The organism is Sorangium sp. So ce381 (genome assembly GCF_051473845.1).
Taxonomy (GTDB): Bacteria; Myxococcota_A; Polyangia; order Polyangiales; family Polyangiaceae; genus Sorangium; species Sorangium atrum.
Genome location: NZ_CP150336.1, coordinates 692,259 through 712,386, shown reverse-complemented (window position 1 = coordinate 712,386; position 20,128 = coordinate 692,259). Strand labels below are relative to the sequence as shown.

General features: G+C 70.1%; 15 protein-coding genes. 11 read left to right on the top strand and 4 right to left on the bottom strand.

Features of this window, described 5'->3' with window-relative positions; all coding sequences use genetic code 11:
- The first annotated feature begins 122 nt into the window (after positions 1-122).
- The 3 genes from WMF29_RS02640 to WMF29_RS02630 all read left to right on the top strand — a co-directional run bounded on the left by WMF29_RS02640 (position 123) and on the right by WMF29_RS02630 (position 4,596).
- On the top strand, positions 123-3,254 hold the full coding sequence (locus tag WMF29_RS02640; protein ID WP_437327323.1) for a VWA domain-containing protein: 3,132 nt from the start codon (positions 123-125) through the stop codon (positions 3,252-3,254).
- Positions 3,255-3,682: 428 nt separating this feature from the next.
- Positions 3,683-3,940, top strand: coding sequence for a hypothetical protein (locus WMF29_RS02635; RefSeq protein WP_437327322.1), 258 nt, complete (start codon positions 3,683-3,685; stop codon positions 3,938-3,940).
- Between the two features lie 11 nt (positions 3,941-3,951).
- The gene (locus WMF29_RS02630) at positions 3,952-4,596 is read left to right on the top strand and encodes a hypothetical protein (RefSeq protein WP_437327321.1); all 645 of its coding nucleotides are present in this window, start codon (positions 3,952-3,954) and stop codon (positions 4,594-4,596) included.
- A 10-nt stretch (positions 4,597-4,606) separates the two neighbouring features.
- Here WMF29_RS02630 and WMF29_RS02625 read toward each other — a convergent pair whose 3' ends face one another.
- From WMF29_RS02625 to WMF29_RS02610, 4 genes are all read right to left on the bottom strand, one after another.
- Positions 4,607-5,488: a hypothetical protein gene (locus WMF29_RS02625; protein ID WP_437327320.1), complete on the bottom strand. Its 882-nt coding sequence runs from the start codon at positions 5,486-5,488 to the stop codon at positions 4,607-4,609.
- Between the two features lie 2 nt (positions 5,489-5,490).
- Positions 5,491-6,015 carry a hypothetical protein gene (locus WMF29_RS02620; protein ID WP_437327319.1) on the bottom strand — a complete coding sequence of 175 codons (525 nt, stop codon included), beginning with the start codon at positions 6,013-6,015 and terminating at the stop codon, positions 5,491-5,493.
- Between the two features lie 257 nt (positions 6,016-6,272).
- Positions 6,273-6,686, bottom strand: coding sequence for a hypothetical protein (locus WMF29_RS02615; protein WP_437327318.1), 414 nt, complete (start codon positions 6,684-6,686; stop codon positions 6,273-6,275).
- Between the two features lie 1,049 nt (positions 6,687-7,735).
- A complete protein-coding gene (locus tag WMF29_RS02610) occupies positions 7,736-8,830 on the bottom strand; it encodes a hypothetical protein (RefSeq protein ID WP_437327317.1) in 1,095 nt (364 codons plus the stop codon).
- Between the two features lie 685 nt (positions 8,831-9,515).
- On the opposite strand from WMF29_RS02610, the gene WMF29_RS02605 reads away from it, so the two are divergent.
- From WMF29_RS02605 to WMF29_RS02570, 8 genes are all read left to right on the top strand, one after another.
- Positions 9,516-10,112, top strand: coding sequence for a hypothetical protein (locus tag WMF29_RS02605; RefSeq protein WP_437327316.1), 597 nt, complete (start codon positions 9,516-9,518; stop codon positions 10,110-10,112).
- Positions 10,113-10,231: 119 nt separating this feature from the next.
- On the top strand, positions 10,232-11,587 hold the full coding sequence (locus tag WMF29_RS02600) for a DDE-type integrase/transposase/recombinase (protein WP_437327315.1): 1,356 nt from the start codon (positions 10,232-10,234) through the stop codon (positions 11,585-11,587).
- Positions 11,584-12,099: an AAA family ATPase gene (locus tag WMF29_RS02595; protein WP_437325350.1), complete on the top strand. Its 516-nt coding sequence runs from the start codon at positions 11,584-11,586 to the stop codon at positions 12,097-12,099. Before WMF29_RS02600 ends, WMF29_RS02595 begins: the two co-directional genes overlap by 4 nt.
- A 481-nt stretch (positions 12,100-12,580) precedes the next feature.
- Complete coding sequence (ltrA, locus tag WMF29_RS02590; protein ID WP_437325349.1) at positions 12,581-14,170, top strand: group II intron reverse transcriptase/maturase; 1,590 nt, start codon at positions 12,581-12,583, stop codon at positions 14,168-14,170.
- A gap of 6 nt (positions 14,171-14,176) precedes the next feature.
- Positions 14,177-14,623 (top strand): hypothetical protein, encoded by a 447-nt coding sequence (locus WMF29_RS02585; RefSeq protein WP_437325348.1) that lies wholly within the window; start codon positions 14,177-14,179, stop codon positions 14,621-14,623.
- A 156-nt stretch (positions 14,624-14,779) separates the two neighbouring features.
- Positions 14,780-14,980: a sigma factor-like helix-turn-helix DNA-binding protein gene (locus WMF29_RS02580; RefSeq protein WP_437327314.1), complete on the top strand. Its 201-nt coding sequence runs from the start codon at positions 14,780-14,782 to the stop codon at positions 14,978-14,980.
- Positions 14,977-15,603, top strand: coding sequence for a JAB domain-containing protein (locus WMF29_RS02575; protein ID WP_437327313.1), 627 nt, complete (start codon positions 14,977-14,979; stop codon positions 15,601-15,603). Before WMF29_RS02580 ends, WMF29_RS02575 begins: the two co-directional genes overlap by 4 nt.
- A gap of 220 nt (positions 15,604-15,823) precedes the next feature.
- On the top strand, positions 15,824-20,041 hold the full coding sequence (locus WMF29_RS02570) for a PAAR-like domain-containing protein (protein ID WP_437327312.1): 4,218 nt from the start codon (positions 15,824-15,826) through the stop codon (positions 20,039-20,041).
- Positions 20,042-20,128 lie beyond the last annotated feature (87 nt).

The following is a 20,128-nucleotide window of genomic DNA, read 5'->3' as shown; positions in this document are numbered from 1 at the left end:
CGGCGGCGGCGCTGCGCGCCCTCCCCTACGCCGCCACGCTCGCCGGCGCGCTCGTCTTCGCGGCGCTGCTGCGCCTCGCCCTCCGGCGCGGCGCGCTCCGCCGCCCGATCCTGCTCGGCTGGATGGTGGCTGGCGCCCTGCCGGCGCTCTACGTGGGCCTCGTCTGGTGCGGCCTGCTCCCGGACGCCTATCTCCGGCTCGCGCGGCCCTGGGGCGCGCTGCTCGCGCTGGGCGCCACGTCGTTCATCGCGCTCCGGTACCTCGCGCTCGCGCTCGCCTCGGCGCACGCCCGCCGGCAGGGGGCGTGGCGCTCGCGGCTCGGCGACCTCCTCGCCCCCTTCGCCGCGTTCGCCGCAGCCATGGCCGCGGCCGGGCCAGAGCTTGGCCGGCCACTCGACCGGCTCACCGTCCTGGTCGCAATCGATCGCAGCCGCTCGATCGACCTCGTGCCGAGCGCCGACCGGCGCGTCGCGCAGGAGCTCTCCGTCGCCGAGCTCGGCATGCGCGAGGACGATCGGATCGCCACCATCGCGTTCGCCGCGGGCGCGGCGACCGAGGATCCGCCGCGCCCGCGCTCGCAGCTCGCGGCCCCGCAGCGGGTCGCGCTCGGCCGCGACGGGACGGACCTCGCTGCCGGCATCCGGCGCGCGCTCGCCGAGGTGCCGCCGGACTCCGCGGCGCGCGTCGTGCTGCTCAGCGACGGCGTCGCGACCCGCGGCGACACGATGGCCGCGGCGGCCGCCGCCGTCGCCGCCGGCCTCCCTGTCGACGTGATCCCGCTGGAGCAGCGGCTCGTCCCCGACGTCCGCGTGGTCGCCCTCCGCGCGCCCGCGCGGGCCGACGAGGGCGAGGCGCTCGATCTGCGGCTCGTCACCTCGTCGCCGTCCCCGGCCGAGGTCGAGATCCGCCTCCGCCGCGACGGCGAGCTCATCGCCCGCACCGAGGCCTCGATCGCCGCGGGAGAAGACGTGCTGCGCATCCGGGAGAAGGCGCCGGGGCCCGGGCTGCACCGCTACGACGTCGAGATCACCGCGAAGGATCCGAGGCTCGACGAGGCCGCCGAGGACAACGCGGCGAGCGCGTTCCTGCGCGTCCGCGGGGCCGCAGCGGCCCTCGTGCTGGAGGGCGACGCCGGGCAGGGCGCGTTCATCGCGCGGGCGCTCGCGGACGGCGCGTTCCGCGTGGACGAGGGCGGCCTGAGCCGCGTCCCCGCCGATCTCGGGGAGCTCGCCGGCTACGACGTCGTGGTGCTCAGCGACATCCGCGCGTCGGATCTCTCGCCGGGCCAGATCGACGCGCTCGCGAGCTACGTCCGCGATCTCGGCGGCGGGCTCATCCTGATGGGCGGCGATCGGAGCATGGGGCCGGGCGGCTATGCGCGGACGCCGCTCGAGGAGATCTCGCCCGTCGCGTTCGACCTGAAGCAGGAGCGGCGGCGGGCGAGCCTGGCCGAGGTGATCGGCATCGACATCTCCGGGTCGATGGCGGCGACCGCCGGCGCCCACACGAAGCTCGAGCTCGCCAACGAGGCCGCCGCCCGGTCGGCCTCGCTGCTCGGCGCCGGCGATCGGCTCGGCGTCGCGCACGTCGACACGGCGGTGCGGTGGAGCGTGCCGCTCGGGCCGGTCACGAACGGCGCCGCGATCGACAAGGCGATCCGCGCCGTGGGCCCGGGCGGCGGCGGCATCTACGTCGACATCACCCTCGAGGCGGCGTACCAGGCGCTCGACCGGGACACCTCGAGCCTGAAGCACGTGCTGCTCTTCGCCGACGGGTCGGACGCGGAGAACATGGGGCCGTGCCGCGCGATGGTGGAGGCGGCGATGCGCCGCGGGACGACGACGAGCGTCGTGGCGCTGGGCCAGGGCAACGACGTGCCGGAGCTCGAGGCGCTGTCGCGCATCGGCGGAGGGCGCTTCTATCTCGTCGAGGACGCCACGCGGCTGCCCGCGGTGTTCACGCAGGAGACCATCATGGCGGCGAAGAGCGCGATCGTGGAGGAGCCGTTCCACGTGGCGCTGGGCGCGCCGTCGTCGATCACCGCCGGCGTGCCGTTCGGCGAGGCGCCGGCGCTCGGAGGCTACGTGGTGACGGTCCCCAAGAGCCGATCGACGGTGCTGCTGTCCGGGCCGGAGGGTGATCCGGTGCTCGCTGTGTGGTCGGCGGGGCTCGGCCGGGCCGCCGCGTTCACGAGCGATCTCAAGGGCCGCTGGGGCGCCGCGTGGACGCGCTGGCCCGGCGCGGCGCGGATGATCGCGCAGGCCGCGCGCGACGTGACGCGCAAGGAGGAGGATCCGCGCGTGCGCCTGGAGGCGGACGCGTCGGGCGGCGAGCTGTCGGTGCGGGCGAGCGTGATCGGCGACGACGGGCGTGCGCAGTCGTTCCGCCGGCTTGTCGTGCACGTCGCGGGGCCCGACGGCTTCTCGCGAGAGCTACCGCTCGAGGCGACGGGCGCGGGGGCGTACACGGCGAAGCTGCCGCTCTCGCGGCCGGGGACCTACGTGGCGGTTGCGCGGGACGAGCTCACGGGGGAGGCGGTCGGGACGACGGGGGCGGCGATGACCGCCGGCGAGGAGCTGCGCCCGACGGGCAGCGATCTGTCGCTGCTCGGGCGGATCGCGGAGTTCACCGGGGGCAAGCGGCGCGACACGCTCGCGGGCATCTTCGAGGATCGGGCCTCGAAGCGCTTCGCGTACCGGGACGCGACGCCCAACCTGGTGTTTTTCGCCGCGCTCGCGCTGCTGCTCGCGGTGGCGGCGCGGCGGCTCGCGCTGCCGGAGGCGGCGGCGGCGTGGATCGCGCGGGCGGGAGAGCGGCTCCGCGCGGCGCGGTGGGGAGCCGCCGCGCAGCCGGCCGGCGCGGGTGCGACCGTGGGGGCGCTGCTGTCGGCTCGGGAGCGGGGGCGCGCGCAGCGCGAGGGCGCGGAGGCGGGAGCGGCGCTGCGCGATGACAGGCGCGGCGGAGGCGAGCCGGCGGGGACGATGGCAGGGAGGACAGCGCCGCCGGCGGGGGCGCCGGGACCTCAACCTGGGTCGGCGGCGTCGTGGCCTCAACCTGGTTCGTGGCCTCGACCTGGGCCGACGGTGGGGCCTCAACCTGGGTCGGCCGCGAGGCCTCAACCTGGGTCGGCGGCGGGGCCCCAACCTGCGTCCCCGGGGGGCGGACACGCAACGGGCGCGGGCGGCGCGGCGCCGGAGGGACGGCCGCTCACGGCGGCGGAGAAGATCTTGGCGCGACGTCGTGGGCGGAGGTGACGCGACTCATGACGGAGAACGCCACGAAAACGGGGCACGCCGTTCGTGTTCTGGCAGCGACGGTCTTGCTCGTCCCTGCGTTCGGCTCCGGCGTGCTCGTCGGAAGATCGCTCCTGGACCGGAGGCCGCCGGCGAAGGAGAAGAGCGCGGAGCCGGCTTCGGATCCCTGGATTCGGATCGACCGGGGAGAGCTGGCTGCATGTCGAGAACAGCTGGCAGCTCGTCCGGAGCCGCGAGCGACGGTTTCGGCAGCCGAGGCGCCTCCGGGGGAAGGGCGACAAGACGCTCCCGAAAGAGCAGCCACCGTCGATGAGCTCGAGGTGGAGCTGAAGCGGTGCAGGAAGAGCGAAATCCTGGTCAACGCCGAGGTTTGCAGCGCCGCGGCTCGTCAGTTCAGCGCGCTGATGGCTTTGCCGAAGGATGGGTTGATGTGCGGGCCGAAGTCCAGGGCTGCCGATCTCATCGAGCAGAACTTCGAGAGCTGCGCGGCGCTCTCGGACATTCCCGCGGATTTTCGCTCGGGCGACCTCACGAAGGAAGAGTCGAGCCTCGTCGCGGAAGCGATCCGGGCTCGTGAGACGCTCACGGAAGGCGAGCTGCTCCGCAGCCTGAAAGAGTTCGTCTGGACGTGCACGGAGACGCCCCCGAAACTCCCACCGATGATGAAGCAGGCACCGAAGCCTTAGGAGGTGGACACATGAGCAAACGCCCCGAGAGCGCCGGCCTCATGGTTCATCTCCTCATCGCGGTGGCCGTGCTCGGCCTCGTCTTTGGTGGTGGCGTGCTGGTCGGCTGGGTGACGCGGGAGCGCAGACCTCCGGCCATGGAGAAGAGCGAGGCGTCCATCCCTGATGCGGAGGTGAAGCGGGAGCTCGCTGCGTGTCGACGAGAACTGAGAGCGCTCGCGAAACCTCGATCGACCCCGCCGGCCACGGCGACGTCTCCTCCGGGAGAAACGGACGACGCCGGGTTGGAGAAGACCGCCAAGGTCGAGGCACTGCAAAAAGAGGTAAAAGAATGCAGAGCACGAGAGACCTTGGCCAATGCCTACGTTTGCGGCGCGATCGGCGATCACCTAAACCTCCTGTTCGTCTTGACATACAGCGCGTCATGTGTAGACGAGGGAGGAGTTGGCGAGCTCATGGTGAGTAGCTTCGAAAAGTGCGCCGAATTCACAGATCTTCCAGCACATCTGAACGAAGACGATCTGACGCAAGAAGAGAAGACTAGAATTTACGAAGCAAAACTCAACCGCGCAGTCAGGACGAGAAATAGCTTGATCGGGGACGTGCAAGAGATGCACCGCAGGTGCCGCAAACGATTCGGGCTGCCCGACGAATGAACGGACTTGATCATAACGTCATCTCCCAGGCCGTCTGGGTGGGTGGGGCGGCTTCGAGGGGTGAACGGACCAGATCGAAGGAAGACCAGGGCATTTGTGTGTCGCGCGCGTGGTCGCTCCTCCCATCGTCCAGTTTGTCGAGCGCGAAGGTCAAGGCGCCCCAGAGCCGCCACCGAACGGGTATCGGGCCACCAGAGAACTCGATGGGTGAGCGGAGCTCCAATCCGATCGCGATTTTATGACCCCATATCTCCAGATCGCTGCCCCGGACCGCGAGCGAGGGAACGGCGTTGACGACAGCATTCTTGCCGCTGACCATGATCCCCAAGTTCGCTTGCGCGTGTTTGTCATGAAGAGCGTAGAACCGCACACCGCCGAGATACGCGATCGACAGGGGAACGTCCGAGGACTGCGGCATGATGGCCGCCGACACCGCCCCCGTGAGCTGGATCAACGGCAGCGAGGTCTCCCAGAGGTTGATGTGGCCCGCGGTGGCGGGTGCGCCGGTGACGACACCGCTCACGGGTTCGCTCGATCTCTGCGACCCCTGCCCCCGGGCGGACATTTGTAGAAGCCACCCGCCGCGCCGGTTGTCGAAGAGCGGTACCCCCACGCTCATGCTCGCTTCGCCGACCCCAGGGGGGAACACGGGCATCCCGCTGGCGCAGGGAGAGTATCGGATCTGCCTGTACGAAAAGCGTGTCGTGGCGAGGAGCGGAATTCCCGCCACGCGTTCTCTCACCTGGACCTGCCCACCGCCCCAGAACCCGTTGAAAGGCTCGGGGGCCGCGCAGCGGCCCTCGTGGGCGCAGACATTTGAGGGGCGGACGAAGGCAGAGGCGGCGATGATGGCGATCGCGAGGAGGCGTGCAGGCATGACCATCACGACCACCCTCACTCCTCGGAGATGAGCTCCACATCCTCCATGGGGTGCGCCGCTGGCTGTCCCCTCGGCGGGCAGACCAAGAAGCTCAACCCCGAATACACGGGCTGTCCATCGGGGCCGAACTCTTTGATGACGTCGGGGGGATCAACGATCGCGCAGTACCCCGATTCGAAGTAGGTAAAGTCCTCAGTGCACCAATTCTGGGCCTGCAACATCAGAACGACGTACTCCGAATAGGCAGCATTTTTTGTCCGAACTTCGTCGCATTGAGGGCCATACCAACCTCTTCCGTGGAGAAGCGGTTTCGTAGTGTAATTCCACCCCTGGCAGCATTCGAACATGCACTCCACGGGGATGCAGTTCTGATTGAACCAGTTCCCGACGACGGGCTGAGCTCTCTGCGGGTCATCGCCGAACGTGCAGCCCGCAAGGACGGGCGCCGCGACAGCAGCGCCGATGACGATGGGTGCCGCTCGAACCGCCGTCCGGGTGATCCAGGCAGCCATCCAGTTCCCCAATTCCTGGCGCCTCATGAGAAAATCTCCTCGCGGGGGACGACACTCCGGACCTTGGCGCGCGTCGCGAAGGGCCTCTCAACGCGTCCGACAAGCGCCGGCCACCCGAGGAAGGCCCCTCCCAGACATAAACGACTGGCTCCGTCGCCGCAACGTCTGCGGCAGGTGTCGTCGAGCTCCTAACGACATCGCCGTCGCGGCCGAGGCACATTTCGGGACGAGCTCACCTAGTCGCGCGCCGCCGCGTCGGCCACCACGCGCTCGGCAGCGGCGGCCTACGCCTCGCAGTCCGTGGAGCGCAGACGGAGGCCGGGCACCACAGCCGCTCGCCCCAAGGATTTCGTCCAGATAGAATCCTGCATTGCTCGCATTGCTGCACCCGAAGGGGACTCTTCGCCGCCCCGCCCGGATAACACGCTCTCCCCACCGAAGTTCTCGTCGCCGCCGTGGATCACGAGCCGTCCCGCGTCGTCCACCGCCATCCGACCGTCGTCGCGCCCGTTGTCCGGCAGTTCGGCGACCACCTCGCCGGTTGCGTCGTCAACCAGGACGCGCTCGGCCCTGTCGACCATCACGCTGGCCGTCGCGGCGACGTGGTTGAGGATAACGGGGGGGAGGCGGTCGGGGAGTGCGCGAAGCGCCGGGTCCTGGGCGGCACGCGCGAGGGCGACGCGCTCGATCGGGAGCACGGCGCGCTCGGGGAGTTCCGGCGCCGAGCGGAACGGAGGGAGCGGCGCGCTCGCGAGAAGGCTGCGGCGGCGCTGGTGCCACCGGCGCCGTGCCAGCACGTTCCGGCGCCCTGCCAGCACCTCCCGGCGCCGTGCCAGCACGTTCCGGCGCCGTGCCAGCACGTTCCGGCGGCTCCCCAGCAACCCCGGGACGCGTGCCAGCACCCGCTGGTACGGCTCCCCGGACCTGCTGGTACGGCTCCCCGGACCTGCTGGTACGCCTCCTCAGACGTGCTGGTACGGCTCCCCGGATCTGCTGGTACGCCGCCTCGGATCGGCTGGCACGCTTCCTCGGACCTGCTGGTACGGCTCCCCGGACCTGCTGGTACGCCTCCTCGGACGTGCTGGTACGGCTCCCCGGATCTGCTGGTACGCCTCCTCGGATCGGCTGGCACGATTCCCGGCCGTCTCGGCGGCGCTGGCCGCGCTCTCCGGCCCGCTGGCCGCGCTCCACGGTCTGCTGGGTTCGCGCCCCGGCCTGCTGGGACGCGCCCCGGGCGCGCCGGCGCAGCCCCCCGGCCGACCAGGCGTTCGCGTTCGAGCCGGACGTCGCCGAGCAGTTCGCCGACGTGAACACGAGCGGCACGCTCACCGAGGAGACCAGCGATCTCGCCATGCTGCTCCGGCTCGCCCAGCAGCACCAGGCCCGTCTTTCGCCCATCGGCCTCGCCGAGGATTTCCTGCGCGAGGGCAGCGCGCTGCTCGACGAGGTGAGCGGGCGCGACCTGCTCGGCATCCTCGGGTTGCGCAACCGGGAGATGGCGATGGTGCTCCGCAACTCCATCGTGACCTACGCCACGCAGCTCGGGAACGAGGCGCGCGCCGCCGGCATCAACGCCTGCTGGACATGCCCGAGGTCAAGCGCGGGCCGAACGCCTCGCCAATCTGCTGCGGGGCGGGCTGCCGCGCGAAGCGCGGTTGCCCGAACCGGCAGCCGCATTGGCTTGTTCGGCGCCCGGTCAGGAAGAACGAATCACGCGACCACCACCGCGGCTTGCGTTCTCCAAGCGTCATCTCGAAGCGCTGCGCGTCTTTCGTCGGCGCGCGGGCTGCCGCCCCGATGCCGCCCCGAGGCGCTTCTGAATCGCCGCTTGCGTTTGGCGGGGCAGCGTCGCGAGGTACTCCTCCGACAACGCACGAAGCATCGCGTCCGGCAACGCGAGCACCGCCTGCGCCTCGGTGAGCCCGGCGAGGCGCTGCTCGGGGGCGAGCCCCGCGAGGCGCTGCTCGGGCGCGTACGCCTGCAGCACCTGCTCGGGGGCGAGCCCCGCGAGGCGCTGCTCGGGCGCGTACGCCTGCAGCACCTGCTCGGGGGCGAGCCCCGCGAGGCGCTGCTCGGGCGGCAGCCGCGCAACGAGGCGTGCCAGCGCCTGCTCGAAGCTCTCGACGACCCGCTTTTCGTCCTTCATGTGCCGCTTCCTCTGCCCCGGGAGGGGGTGTCGAACTTGCTCGACATGCTCCAGGAGCGCCCAGAACACCGCGACCTCCGCCGGGGAGAGCGCCGGGATGCCGCCGGGGTCAGCGACCATCCCAGGGGTCACAGTGTACAGCAGATGCTCGCCCTCGCGAGCGTTGGCGGGCACCGTCTCCACCACCCGCAGCGGGAAGACACCGAGCCGCCCCTCGTGCGTGCCCGGCCCGGTCGGTGTGAGCGCGCAGCCGAGCGACATCAGCGCCTCGGTGAAGCGCGGGGTCAGGCGGGGCGCGAGCACGCGGAGGGCGACCGCGGCGGGAGCTTCGATCTCGGCGACCACGAGGTACTGGAGCGCGTACGCGAGGAGCATGCGCGCGTCGTCGCGCTCGAGCTCGTCGGTCGGCCCCTTGAAGTGCACGAGCGTGTGCTCGGCCAGCTCGCCCACCACGCTCGTGAGCAGGCGCGGCCTGGGTGGGGCTCCGCGACGGCTGCGACGGAGGATGACGATGTCGACGCGGAGCGGCTCGCGGGCGAGCTGGAACTCCGAGATGCACTGGTACCAGCCCTCGGGGAGCACGTGCTCCAGGAGCGCGACGAGCACCGGGTGCCAGGCGGTGTAGACGCGAACACGCCGCTGTCGCTGCGAGGATCGAACCTCGCGCGTCGTCGCCGTGCGGTTGCCCTTCGCCATCAGGAGCAGCGCTACCACGACCGTCGCCGGCCGGCGACTCCGTGGCGCGGCGCGGTGACATCGGCGACGACGTACTTTGCCCCGCGGCGTTCCCGCCCCGCATCAGGTGTTGGGCGACAACAACCGTCGGCTACGCTCTCCGGCGCCGAACGTGCTGTTGAGCTGCAGACAGGCGACGCAAGCAGAGCGGCCGAAGGACGCTCTGCGCTGCTAGACTGGCTGTCAGATCCAACAGCGTGTTAGCCCGTATTGCCGCGCACTCTCGTTGATGCCGAAGCTCCTCTTATCGAGCATGCTTCTTGATGGCGAGGAGCCCTGCCCGGCGAAGCTGGCCATCATGGAGCGTGCTCGCTCTGCACGGGCAACGAGGGCGATGGTGTCCGGAGAGTGGCGGCGCCGTGCATTCCGGTCAGCTGCTCAAAATTCTCACCATGGACCCCTCCGAGCACATTCGCGTCGGCCGAAGACGCCGCTGATGCCCGATCGCAGCCCCTTCCGTTCAGCCATCGAAGATTTCCAGCTATCGTTGCTCGCACGCCCGACTCACGACGGGGTAGGTCCACCCGAGGAGCGGAGCAGCGGCGCGGGGCCGGCCACAAAATAGGCGACGAGGAGACCTGATCTTGGCCGACAGTCTCCTCGTCGTGCTCCGGTTCCCGTGCCCAGGAATCGAAGCGGTCGCAGTGTGGTCCAGAGCGCCATCGACATCAAGCGCTGGCAGCAGCAAACGCCCACGGTCGTCGAAGCGCGACCTGCTCGGTGCCCAGCCTGCGGCGTCGCGAGCTGCCCCCTCGGCGGCGCCATTCGGCTCCAGGGCCACGGCAAGCGCGAGCGGCAGGTCTGGGGCCCGTCAAGGCCGGACCAGCCGCCCGAGATGCTCACGGTGACCGCCCGCCGCTATCGCTGCGTCTCCTGCGGCGCCGTGCTCCACGTCGTTCCTCGCGGCGTGCTCGGCCGGCGCCTGTACAGCGCCTCCGCCATCGGCTTCGCCCTCGCGCTCTGGGGCCTTGTACTCGCGACCGCGGCCGAGGTCCGGCGCCGCGTGGCCCCCGCGGGGATCGTCGGCGACAGCGCCGTCACCGGCTGGACCACGCTGCGCAGATGGGTGCGCGATGTCGCGCAACGACGCCTCTTTGCTGAAGCCCCCGACCCCGTTCCACTCGCTTCGCTCCGCCAGCGCGCAGGCAGCGCCGCGGCAGCGCTGGCGGCGAGCGCAGACCCGACGACCCGGGCGCTGCCGATCGAGCACCGCGCCTTCTTCGGCGCCGCGCACGCGGCGTGACGGCATCTGCCCCTTCGGAGCCCCAATCGTAGCGCCCACCTGAGAGGATCGCTGCCGAAAACGCGGCGGATCCCGGACAAGGACCGCGCGCCGGCAAGGCGCAGAAAGGACCCCTTGCAATGGCCCTCGGCCCCACCGATCACGCCGAGACCGTGGCGATCTATCGCGCCACGGTCATCGGCCCTCTCATGCACCGCGTGCTCACCCACGGCCAGCTCGCCGCCGAGCTGCGCGCCCTGAGCGAGCAGCGGTTTCGACCGCCGGGCGCGCACAGCACGCGTACCTACGCGGTGCCCACGCTCGAGCGCTGGCTGTATGCGTATCGCTCCGCTGGCCTCGATGGGTTGCGCCCGCAACCACGCAGTGATCGCGGCTTCGCGCAGGAGCTGTCGGAGGAGCTGCGCAGTCTGCTGCTCGACATCCGGCGCGAGCACCCCGACGCCTCGGTGCCGCTCATCCTCAAAACGCTCGTCGACGAGGGGCGGCTTGAGGCGGGCAAGGTCTCCGAGCCCACCGTGCGGCGATTGTATGCGGCGTATGGCCTTCGCCGGCGCGCCGCGCGCGCCGAGGGGGAGCCCAAGACGCGGCTGCGCTGGCAAGCCGAGCGTGCCGGCGCGCTCTGGCACGGCGACGTCTGCCACGTGACGGGCTGCACCGTCGGCGGCAAAGCGATGCCGATTCGCATCCATGGGCTGCTCGACGACGCCTCTCGCTACGTCATCGCCCTCGAAGCGCACCCCACCGAGAAGGAGGTCGACATGCTCGGCATGACCGTCGACGCTCTGCGCCGCCACGGCAAGCCCGACGCGCTCTACCTCGATAACGGCTCCACCTACCGCGGCGACGTCCTCAAGACCGCGTGCGCGAGGCTCGGCATCACGCTGCTGCATGCAAAGCCCTACGACCCGCAGGCGCGCGGCAAGATGGAGCGTTTCTGGCGCACGCTGCGCGAAGGGTGTCTCAACTATCTCGGCGCCGTGGCGTCGCTCGTCGACATCAATACGACGCTCTGCGCCTTCCTCGACAGGCGCTATCACCCGGCGCCGCACGCGGGCCTGCTTGGCAAGACCCCGGCGAAGGTCTATGCAGCCCGCCCCGCCGCAGAGGGCGTCGTCGACGAAAAGGCACTGCGCGTCGCACTCACCGAGCGCACCCGGCGCCGCGTCTCAGGTGACAACATCATCTCCATCGACGGCGTCGCCTGGCAGCTCGATCAAGGCTACCTCGCCGGCCAGATCGTCTCCGTCGCCCGGTGCTTCGTCGCGCCCGGCGAGCCGCCGTGGGTCGAGCACGAGGGCAAGCGCCTGGTACTGCATCCGGTCGACCCGCAGCGCAATGCGCGGCGCAAGCGGCTGCCGTGCGGCGGGCCTGCGGTGGACAAACCGACACGCCCGGTGGACTTCAACCCCGCGCGCACGCTCGGCCTCTCCACCGGCTCTGGCGAGGATACGAGCGAGCGTGGAGGTGCAACGTGAGCGAGTCTTACGTCCGCTTCTTCACCCTCTCCGCCGCCCCCTTTTCCAAGGAGATCCAGGACGGCGACCTGTGGCTGCCGCCCTCCAAGGAGCAGCTCGTCGAGGAGGTGTGCGAGGCCGTGCACGAGCACGCCCAAGTGCTGCTGGTCGGCGAGCCCGGCGCCGGCAAGACGTGTGTGCTGCGGGCCGTGCGTCATCGGTTGCCGCAGGCAGGTTTCCGGCTGACCTACTGCCACAACGCCACGCTCGGTCGCCGCGACTTCTATCGCCAGCTCTGCCATGCCCTCGGCCTCAACCCCGCGGCGACCGCAGCGGCCGTCTTCTACGCTGTCAGCGCCCATATCGAGACCCTCGGCCGCGAGCGCATCCACCCGGTTTTCTTGCTGGACGAAGCGCACCTGCTCCACCAAGACACGCTCGATCATCTCCACATATTGTTAAATGTGCGCCGTGAGGCGCTGCCAAGACCGGGGACCGCAAGGGGTCCCCCTCGCCCAGGCCGAGCTGGGTGAAGAAGGGCGCCGCGAACGTCCCCGGAGACTGGAACGGGGGCCTGCAACAGCCGAGCGGCGTAAACAGCCGGCGAAGGAAGCTTCGGCGACCGAGGCCGGTGACCACAGGTGCCAAGGTGAGAACTGCATGGACCGTCGTCCAAGCAAATCGAAGTCGGTGTTAGAACCCTCTGTACGGAAGGATGCCCCGCCTCGTGCGGGTTTGCAGCCAGAGCCCGGTAGCCAGTTGAAAGCATCTGGGTGTGCCCGGCATGGGCACGCCGCCCCCCAGCCTCGAACGGGGATGCGGTCCGCGCTGCCAGGGGCAAAGCCGACCACCTACAGCACCATGGGTCAGGGCAGTGAACACGGGAACCCCGAGCCGAGCGCTGGCGGAAGCGCCAGCAAGCCACCAGGTCTGGCAATGTCTCGTCCGGGGGGCGGAGCCTCCGTAGTAGTCGGAGCGCGGGAGAGCCGCGCACATGGCGAAGGGAGGCAGTCCATGGGTGAAACGCGCATGGCGCCGGAGAAAGCCGTGTATGCGGCGCCTCAGTCCGATCAGGACTGGCTCCGGAGCGTCCAGCGCGAGCTTCACCGGCGAGGTAGAGACGATCTGGACTACGTCTTTCGCAAGCTGTGGGGATTCATTACAGATCCTCGCTCCTTGCGATGCGCCTTCCACCGCGTCGCCCGCAACCGCGGGAGTCGCACGGCGGGCGTCGACGGTGTCACGGTGGTCAAGCTCGGACGAACGAGCGGTGGCAGCGAGTCCTTCGTGCAGACACTGCGCGAGGAGCTCAAAAATCACCGCTTCCGCCCGAGCCCTGTCCGACGGGTGCGGATCCCCAAGGCAGGCGCCCCAGGGAAGTACCGAGCCCTGGGAATTCCCACCGTCAAGGATCGCGTCGTGCAAGCAGCGTTGAAGAGCATCCTTGAGCCGATCTTCGAGGCGGACTTCTTTCCCGTCTCGTATGGTTTCCGCCCCGGCCGCGGGGTCCACGGCGCTCTCGAGCATCTACGGATGCTGTTGCGACCGAGGCCTGTACGCAAGGGCGGGATCGAGCATCGGCTTCCGTACCAATGGGCCATCGAAGGAGACATCAAGGGCTGCTTCGATCACATCGGGCACCACGCGCTAATGAACCGGGTCCGCCGACGCATTGGCGATGTCAAGGTGACGAGACTGATCGCGGCATTCCTCAAGGCTGGCGTCCTTTCCGAGGAGCAGTTCTCCCGAACGGAAGCCGGCACTCCCCAAGGTGGGATCCTGTCGCCATTGCTGGCGAATATCGCGCTCAGCGCGATTGAGGAGCGGTATGAGCGTCATGTGTGGCCACGCCGCACCCCGACGATACAAACCGATCCTGCGGGGATCACTCGACGAGCAAACGAGAGACGCGCCACCGACCGGCGGCGCGGCCTCCCTATCCTCGTCCCCATCCGGTACGCGGATGACTTCATCATCCTCGTTGCCGCCCCGCCCGGCCCGCAGCAGCATGCGGATGCCGAGCGGGTCGCGAACGAGGAGAAGGCTGCACTGGCCAGCTTCCTGAAAGCCGAGCTTGGGCTGGAGCTTGCAGAGGCAAAAACGCTCGTGACCCCTGTCACGAAGCCGATGAGCTTCCTCGGGCACCATGTCCTCGTCCGACGCCACCCCGGACATCGCCGGCAGGTGAGCGCGAGCCTCGTGCCGAAGGAGCGCAGCCAGCGCCTCCGGGAGAAGATCAAGCAGCTCTTCAAGAAGAGATCAACGGGCTCTTCGCTGCGGGGTCAGCTCCAGAGGCTCAACCCCATCCTGCGGGGTTGGGCGAACTTCTACCGGCACGCGTGGGGAGCGAAGAAGGTTTTCAACTTCCTCGACCATTACGTGTGGTGGACGATCGCCCGATGGCTTCGTAAGAAGCACCGCATCTCCCTGAAGCGCTTGATCCTGCAGTACGGGCAGCGCAGGTCGGGGGGACGAGGCGTGCGATGGACGGATGGAGGAGTCAGCCCTTTCGACACGTCCACCGTGCGCGTCGAGCAATACAAGCTGGGGTGGATGCGCGAACCGTACTTCGCCACAAACATGGAGGGAGAGCCCGGTGCATAACGAAAGGTGCACGCCGGGTTTGGACGGGGGCGGCCGGAAACCGACCCGGCGCAAGCCGGGCACGGCGCCGGCCGCCCACCGAACTATGAATGGGACAGCCGCGCACTATTGTCGCTGATCCTGGTAGGGCTCTCTGACCTTCAAGACCGGCTTGAGCTGCGCAAAAATCGCTCGCTGTACTCGCGCATCGAGCGGCGTCTCTCGATCGGTGCGATGGTCCCCGACGATACCGGCGAGTACGTGCGGCTACGGATGAGCCGTGCTGGCGCCGACCGCGACGTCTTCACCGCGGACGCTCTGACGCTGCTCCACGAGGCGGCTGGCTCCAGCCTGCGCGAGATCGACCGCATGGCCACCGCCGCGCTGCGCGAGGCGGCGCGACGGAAGAAGAAACTCGTCGAGCGTGACGTGATGGCGCGCATTGTCGGCGACCTGGGGACGGACGGCAGCTGACGCTGACCGACACGACGGGCGCCCCCTCGGCGCTGGCGAAGAAACACCTCGCCGGCGCCGACGGCCACCAACCATGATGGCCATTGCGAGCTGCCCTGCGGCGCGCGTCCGAACGATGGCCATCGCTCTCCTTGACCGCAACCGCGCACGCCCTCGATGGCCATCAAGCTGCCTGCTCGGCGGACCATCGGCCAGCCTGAGCGTCAACAGGTCCTGGCGCTCACCGCCGCCGGCCTGACGACGCGCGAGATCGCGGCGACGCTCGCGATCCCGAGGCCGACGGTGGCCACGCGGCTCCGCCTCGCTCGCCGCCTCTTCGCCCGCTCGCTCACCCGCGCTCGGAGGTGGCCCCGATGAGCGGCGCACCCGTCGATGCGCCCGCCGAGACGGCGGCCGAGATCCCGACCGTGACCGAGGCCGGACTGATCGAGATGGTGCTCGGGATCCCGGCCGTAGGAGCGCGCATCCTTGGCGCGGCCGCCCTGCCGTCCCTCGGTCGCCTCTCTCCGGCGGCCATCGCCGAGCGAACCCAGATCGCGCTGCTCGACGCGACGCGGCTCGCGGCGGCCTTCGAGCTCGGCCGTCGCGCCCACGCCGCGCGGGCTCGCCGAGGCGCGCGCCTCACCGACGCCGCCCGCGTGGCGCGGTACTTCGGCCCGAGGCTCGCGCACCTCGTCCACGAGGAGCTCTGGATCGCGGCGCTCGACAGCCACGGCCGCGTCCGCGAAGCGCGCATGCTCGCCCGCGGCGTCGACGACGCCCTCCACGCAGGCCGCTCGACCATCCTGCGCACGGCGCTGGACATGGCGGCCGTCGGCTTCGTCCTGGCCCACAACCACCCGAGCGGCGATCCGACGCCGACCGCGGAGGACCACGCGATGACCGAGGAGCTGCGCGATCTCTCCTACGCGCTGAACGTCCCGCTCCAGGCCCACGTCATCGTCACGCCGAGCGGGCGGTACCACGCCGTCCTGGAGTAGCCATCGCGGAGCCATCTCCGCGACCACGTAGAGCCGTGGCGAGCCGTGCGTCTCGCCGATCTCCTCGATCCACATCTCGGCCCCGCGGATCTTCGCCTTCTGTCGCTCCAGCTCCTCGAGGCGGTCCCTTCGCCGCCAGGACCGGTGAGGCCGGCGTCGTGTCCGCTTCGTGCGGCCCCGATTGCATTCCCGGCGGGGCGTGGGTGAACCTGCTGTCGCCATGAGCAAGGTCACCGCGCTGGGTCTGGATACGGTGCACGAGGGCTCCGGCCACCAGATGACCGGCATGGCGGTGAGCGTGTGCACCACGCCGGCCGCGCCGAGCCCTCTTCCGATCCCCTATCCGACGATGGGGACGGTGGCCGAAGGGATCATCGACGCACCGATGCGGACGACGATCGAAGGGAAGAAGATCCTGACGGTCGGCGGGTGCATGAAGGCGTGTCACGGCAACGAGCCGGGCACCATGAGAGAGGTGCTGAGCCTCAACACGGGCGGCCCCTGCTTCCCGTGGCTCGGCGCGCCGAACGTGCTCGTCGAGCTCGGGATGGCCGGGATCACCGGCAGCATGGGGCAGATGAACAAGTCGGTCACCGCCGGCGCCGGGACGGCGGCGAGCGGGGCGGGCGGCGCCGGGGGCGCGGGCGATGGAGGAGGAGGCGGCGGCGCGGGGGCGCCGGGAGGCGGCGGGCCGAGCGCGCCGGGAGGCGGCGGTGGGGGCGGCGGCGGGCGCAGCCACAAGGGGGCGAAGGCGGGCAAGTCGTCGTCGCCGCCGGTGGACCAGTGCACGACCGAGGGGCACCCGGTCGACGTCACGGACGGCGCGGTGGTCGATGCGGCGACGGACCTCTCGGTCCCGGGGATGATCCCGCTCGTGTGGGCGCGGCATTATCGCTCGTCGCGTCACGGGGAGCGAGACGCGGCGCTGGGGCCTGGCTGGGCGTTCTCGTACGAGCAATGGATCGAGGAGGGCGAGCAGGTCCTCGCGCTGCGCGACGGCGAGGGGCGGTGGATCTGGTTCGAGAAGGTGGAGCCCGGGGAGAGCGCGTTCCACCGGCGCGAGCGGCTGGAGCTGCATCGCGAGGGAGCGCGGGAGTACCGGGTGGTGGAGCTCCGGTCGCGGCAGGTGCGGCTGTTCGCGGCGGAGGACGGCTCGGCGAGGGCGCTGTTGCGCGCGATCCGCGATGTGCACGGCAACGAAATCCGGATGGTCTACGAAGGCGAGCGGCTCGTCCGGGTCGTCGACACGGCGGCGCGAGAGCTCAAGGTGCGGTGGAAGGACGGGCGGATCACGCGCCTGGAGCTGTGGGCGGAGCGGCGGCTGGGGCAGTGGGTGGACTACCGGTACGATCGCGCGGGGTGCCTGATCGCGGCGGTCGACGCGGTGGGCGGCGTGGAGGCGTACGAGGTCGACGTCCGGCACCGGATGACCGCGGCGACGCTGAAGAACGGCGAGCGGTTCTGGTACGCCTACGAGGACCACCACGGGCACCGGTGCAGGAAGACCGGCGGGCGGGACGGGTTGCACGAGGTGGAGCTCCGGCGCGACGCGCAGGGCCAGACGACCGAGGTCCGCGGCGTGGAGCCGCGGGTGTACAGCTGGAACGCCGACGGCCTTGTGACGCGCGCGGCGCTGCCCGACGGGACGGCGCTGTGGGAGCGGGCGTACGACGAGGACGCGCTCCTCGTCGCGGAGACCAATGGCGCGGGCGAGGGGATGCAGCGCTGGTACGACGCGCGCGGGAACGCGATCCGCGAGGTGGACGCGCTCGGCAACGAGACGCGGTGGGAGCACGATGGCGATCTCGTGGTGCGAGAGATCAGCCCCGAGGGGCTCGTCACGCAGGTGGTACGCGACGCGCGCGGCGAGGTGAGCGCGGTGCTGCAGCCGACCGGCGAGGCGTACTCTTTCGCGCGCGACGAGCGCGGGCGGGTCACGGGCGTGTACGGGCACGGCGGCGGGCAGGAGGGCTTGCTGCTCGGCCATGAGCACGACGCGCAGCACAACGTGATCGCGGAGACGGACGCGCGGGGCGCGCGGACGGCGTACGCGTACGACGCGATGGGCCGGCCCGTGTCGCGGACCGACGCGCTGGGGCGGACGACGCGCGTGGCGTACGACCCGATGGGGCGGCCGATCCGTGTCGAGCGGCCCGACGGGACGAGGACCGTCGCGACCTACGATCGCATGGGCAACCCGGCGCGCCTTGTCGATGCGCTGGGGCAGACGACCCAGCTGGCCTACGAGGGCACGGGCGTGCTGGCCCAGATCGTCGAGCCGGGCGGGGGCGTGTGGAGGTTCGCGTACACACGCAAGGAGCGGCTCCGCGCCATCACCAACCCGAAGGGCGAGAGGTACGTCTTTCACTACGACGCCGCGGGCCGGGTGGCGCAGGAGGACACGTTCGACGGGCGCACGCTGCGCTACGGCTACCGCAGCTCGGGGAGGCTCGGGCGCATCGAGCAGGCGGCGGACGGGACGTGGCGCGACCTGTTCTACGATCGCGCGGGGAACCTCACGGCCGACGAGACGCCCGATGGGGCGATCGGCTACGCGCGCGACCGGATGGGGCGGCTGCTCGGCGCCGTCCTCGAGGAGGCGAGCGGACAGCGCATCGAGACGTGGTTCGAGCGCGACAGGTTCGGGCGCGTGGTGTGCGAGCGGCAGGGCGACAAGGCGGTGCGGTACGCCTACGACGCGCGCGGGCGGCGCACCGAGCGGGTGATGCCGGACGGGGCGACGACGCGGTATGCGTACGACGCGCTCGGCGCGCTGAGCGCGGTCGAGCATGACGGGCACCGCGTGGTGTTCGAGCGCGACGTGCGCGGGAGGGAGGTGCAGAGGACGAGCGGCACGGTGGGCGAAGAGGACGCGGCGACCGAGGCGGCGATCGCGGTGCGGAGCGCCTATGACGCGATGGATCGGCTCATCGAGCAGCGCGCGACCGCGCCGGCGCCAGGCGTGCCCAAGGTGCTCGTCACACGCCAGTGGCTCTACGACGCCGGCGGGCGCGTCGAGCGCATCGACGACGCGCGCTGGGGGGCGACGGCGTACCGCTACGACCGCGTTGATAGGCTGCTGTCGGCGCAGCGAGGGACGGTGCGTGAGGTGTTCTCTTACGACCCGGCCGGGTCGATCACGCGCATGCTCCAGGAACTCGCCGGCAAGGATGATCTGGGGTTGCTCGCGCCGGCGCAGCAGGCGCAGGACTGGACGCAGCCGTCGTGGCAGATCGACCCGGGCGGCGTGCTGCGCAGGACCGAGACGGCGGCGTACGAAGTCGACGCGCGCGGGCGGCGCACCGCCAAGGTGGAGCTCGCGCAGTACCGCGCGAGCCACCCGAACGGCGGGTCCGTGAACGAGCAGGACATGACCCGCTACACCTGGGACTGCCGCGACCGACTGAGGGAGGTGCGGCGGTCGGATGGCACCCGGGTCGTCATGGCCTATGACGCCTTTGGGCGGCGGATATGCAAGGAGGTGAGCAGCCAGGCCGCGACGAACCGGCCGCGCAGGGTGGACTTCGTGTGGGATGGGGACGTGCTCGCGGCCGACGTCGACAGCGAGCGGGGGGCGAGGACGTTCGTGCACGCGCCGGGGACGTTCGTGCCGCTCCTGCAGCAGCAGGACGGGCGCGTGCTGACGTACGTCAACGACCACCTCGGCACGCCCAAGGAGTTGCTCGATCCGCGCGGGCTCGTCGCCTGGGCCGCCGCGCACTCCGCCTGGGGCAAGGTCACCGAGGAGTGGCGCGATCCGATCAGCGTGCTCAACCACAGGACCACCGTGGAGTCGCCGTTCAGGCTCCTGGGGCAGTACGCCGACGAGGAGACGGGGCTCTGCTGTACGCGCTTCCGGTTCTTCGATCCGGAGATCGGGGGGTGGTGCAGCCCGGATCCGCTGGGCATACGTGGCGGCTCGGGACTATTCCGACTTGACGGTAGTCCAACCAGCCGCATCGATCCTTTCGGCTTAAGCAGCTATACGCCAAGCGATGTCAATGCACTTATTGCCGACAGCAATCCAGAGTTCCCGCTGAGTCAGAAAAATGCCGAGAACATCCTAGGGACCGGCCCTACAGGCTCGACCGCAAGGGTTGCTGGCTCTGGCGGTGCAGGAGCTGACGTCACGTTCGAGGATCCGCACGGCAATATTGTTGGGCGCCGAGAGGTGAAGTGCATAGGCGGGAGCTCGCAAGGAGCTTTCAACAAGCAAGTGAGCCATGCTGCAAAAGCTCAAGCCGGCAGCGGCGGAGAAGTATTTGTTCAGGTCAAACATAGCACAAGCCCCGACGACGCAAGCAGAATGGTCGCCCGCTTTCGAGGCTCACGAACCGCTGACGATCTGGCCAAGTACTCCGGCACCAAGCTCGTTATTACAGACACAGACGGGAACACTTTGTACAGTGGGCCATTAAGCTGCAACGGTGGACAATGAGCCGTTACGCGTATCTCACATGCGTCGAGTGCGGTGTCGCCCTGTGGCTCGGAAAGGCGATATATAAGGGCAACAGGGTCGATCGAT

Bases quoted from the DNA above. Each gene is read 5' to 3' on its own strand.
- WMF29_RS02640 (WP_437327323.1), top strand. From the start codon at position 123: ATGGTGGCTGGCGCCCTGCCGGCGCTCTACGTGGGCCTCGTCTGGTGC.
- WMF29_RS02635 (WP_437327322.1), top strand. From the start codon at position 3,683: ATGTGCGGGCCGAAGTCCAGGGCTGCCGATCTCATCGAGCAGAACTTC.
- WMF29_RS02630 (WP_437327321.1), top strand. From the start codon at position 3,952: ATGAGCAAACGCCCCGAGAGCGCCGGCCTCATGGTTCATCTCCTCATC.
- WMF29_RS02620 (WP_437327319.1), bottom strand. From the start codon at position 6,015: ATGAGGCGCCAGGAATTGGGGAACTGGATGGCTGCCTGGATCACCCGG.
- WMF29_RS02610 (WP_437327317.1), bottom strand. From the start codon at position 8,830: ATGGCGAAGGGCAACCGCACGGCGACGACGCGCGAGGTTCGATCCTCG.
- WMF29_RS02600 (WP_437327315.1), top strand. From the start codon at position 10,232: ATGGCCCTCGGCCCCACCGATCACGCCGAGACCGTGGCGATCTATCGC.
- ltrA (WP_437325349.1), top strand. From the start codon at position 12,581: ATGGGTGAAACGCGCATGGCGCCGGAGAAAGCCGTGTATGCGGCGCCT.
- WMF29_RS02580 (WP_437327314.1), top strand. From the start codon at position 14,780: ATGGCCATCAAGCTGCCTGCTCGGCGGACCATCGGCCAGCCTGAGCGT.
- WMF29_RS02575 (WP_437327313.1), top strand. From the start codon at position 14,977: ATGAGCGGCGCACCCGTCGATGCGCCCGCCGAGACGGCGGCCGAGATC.
- WMF29_RS02570 (WP_437327312.1), top strand. From the start codon at position 15,824: ATGAGCAAGGTCACCGCGCTGGGTCTGGATACGGTGCACGAGGGCTCC.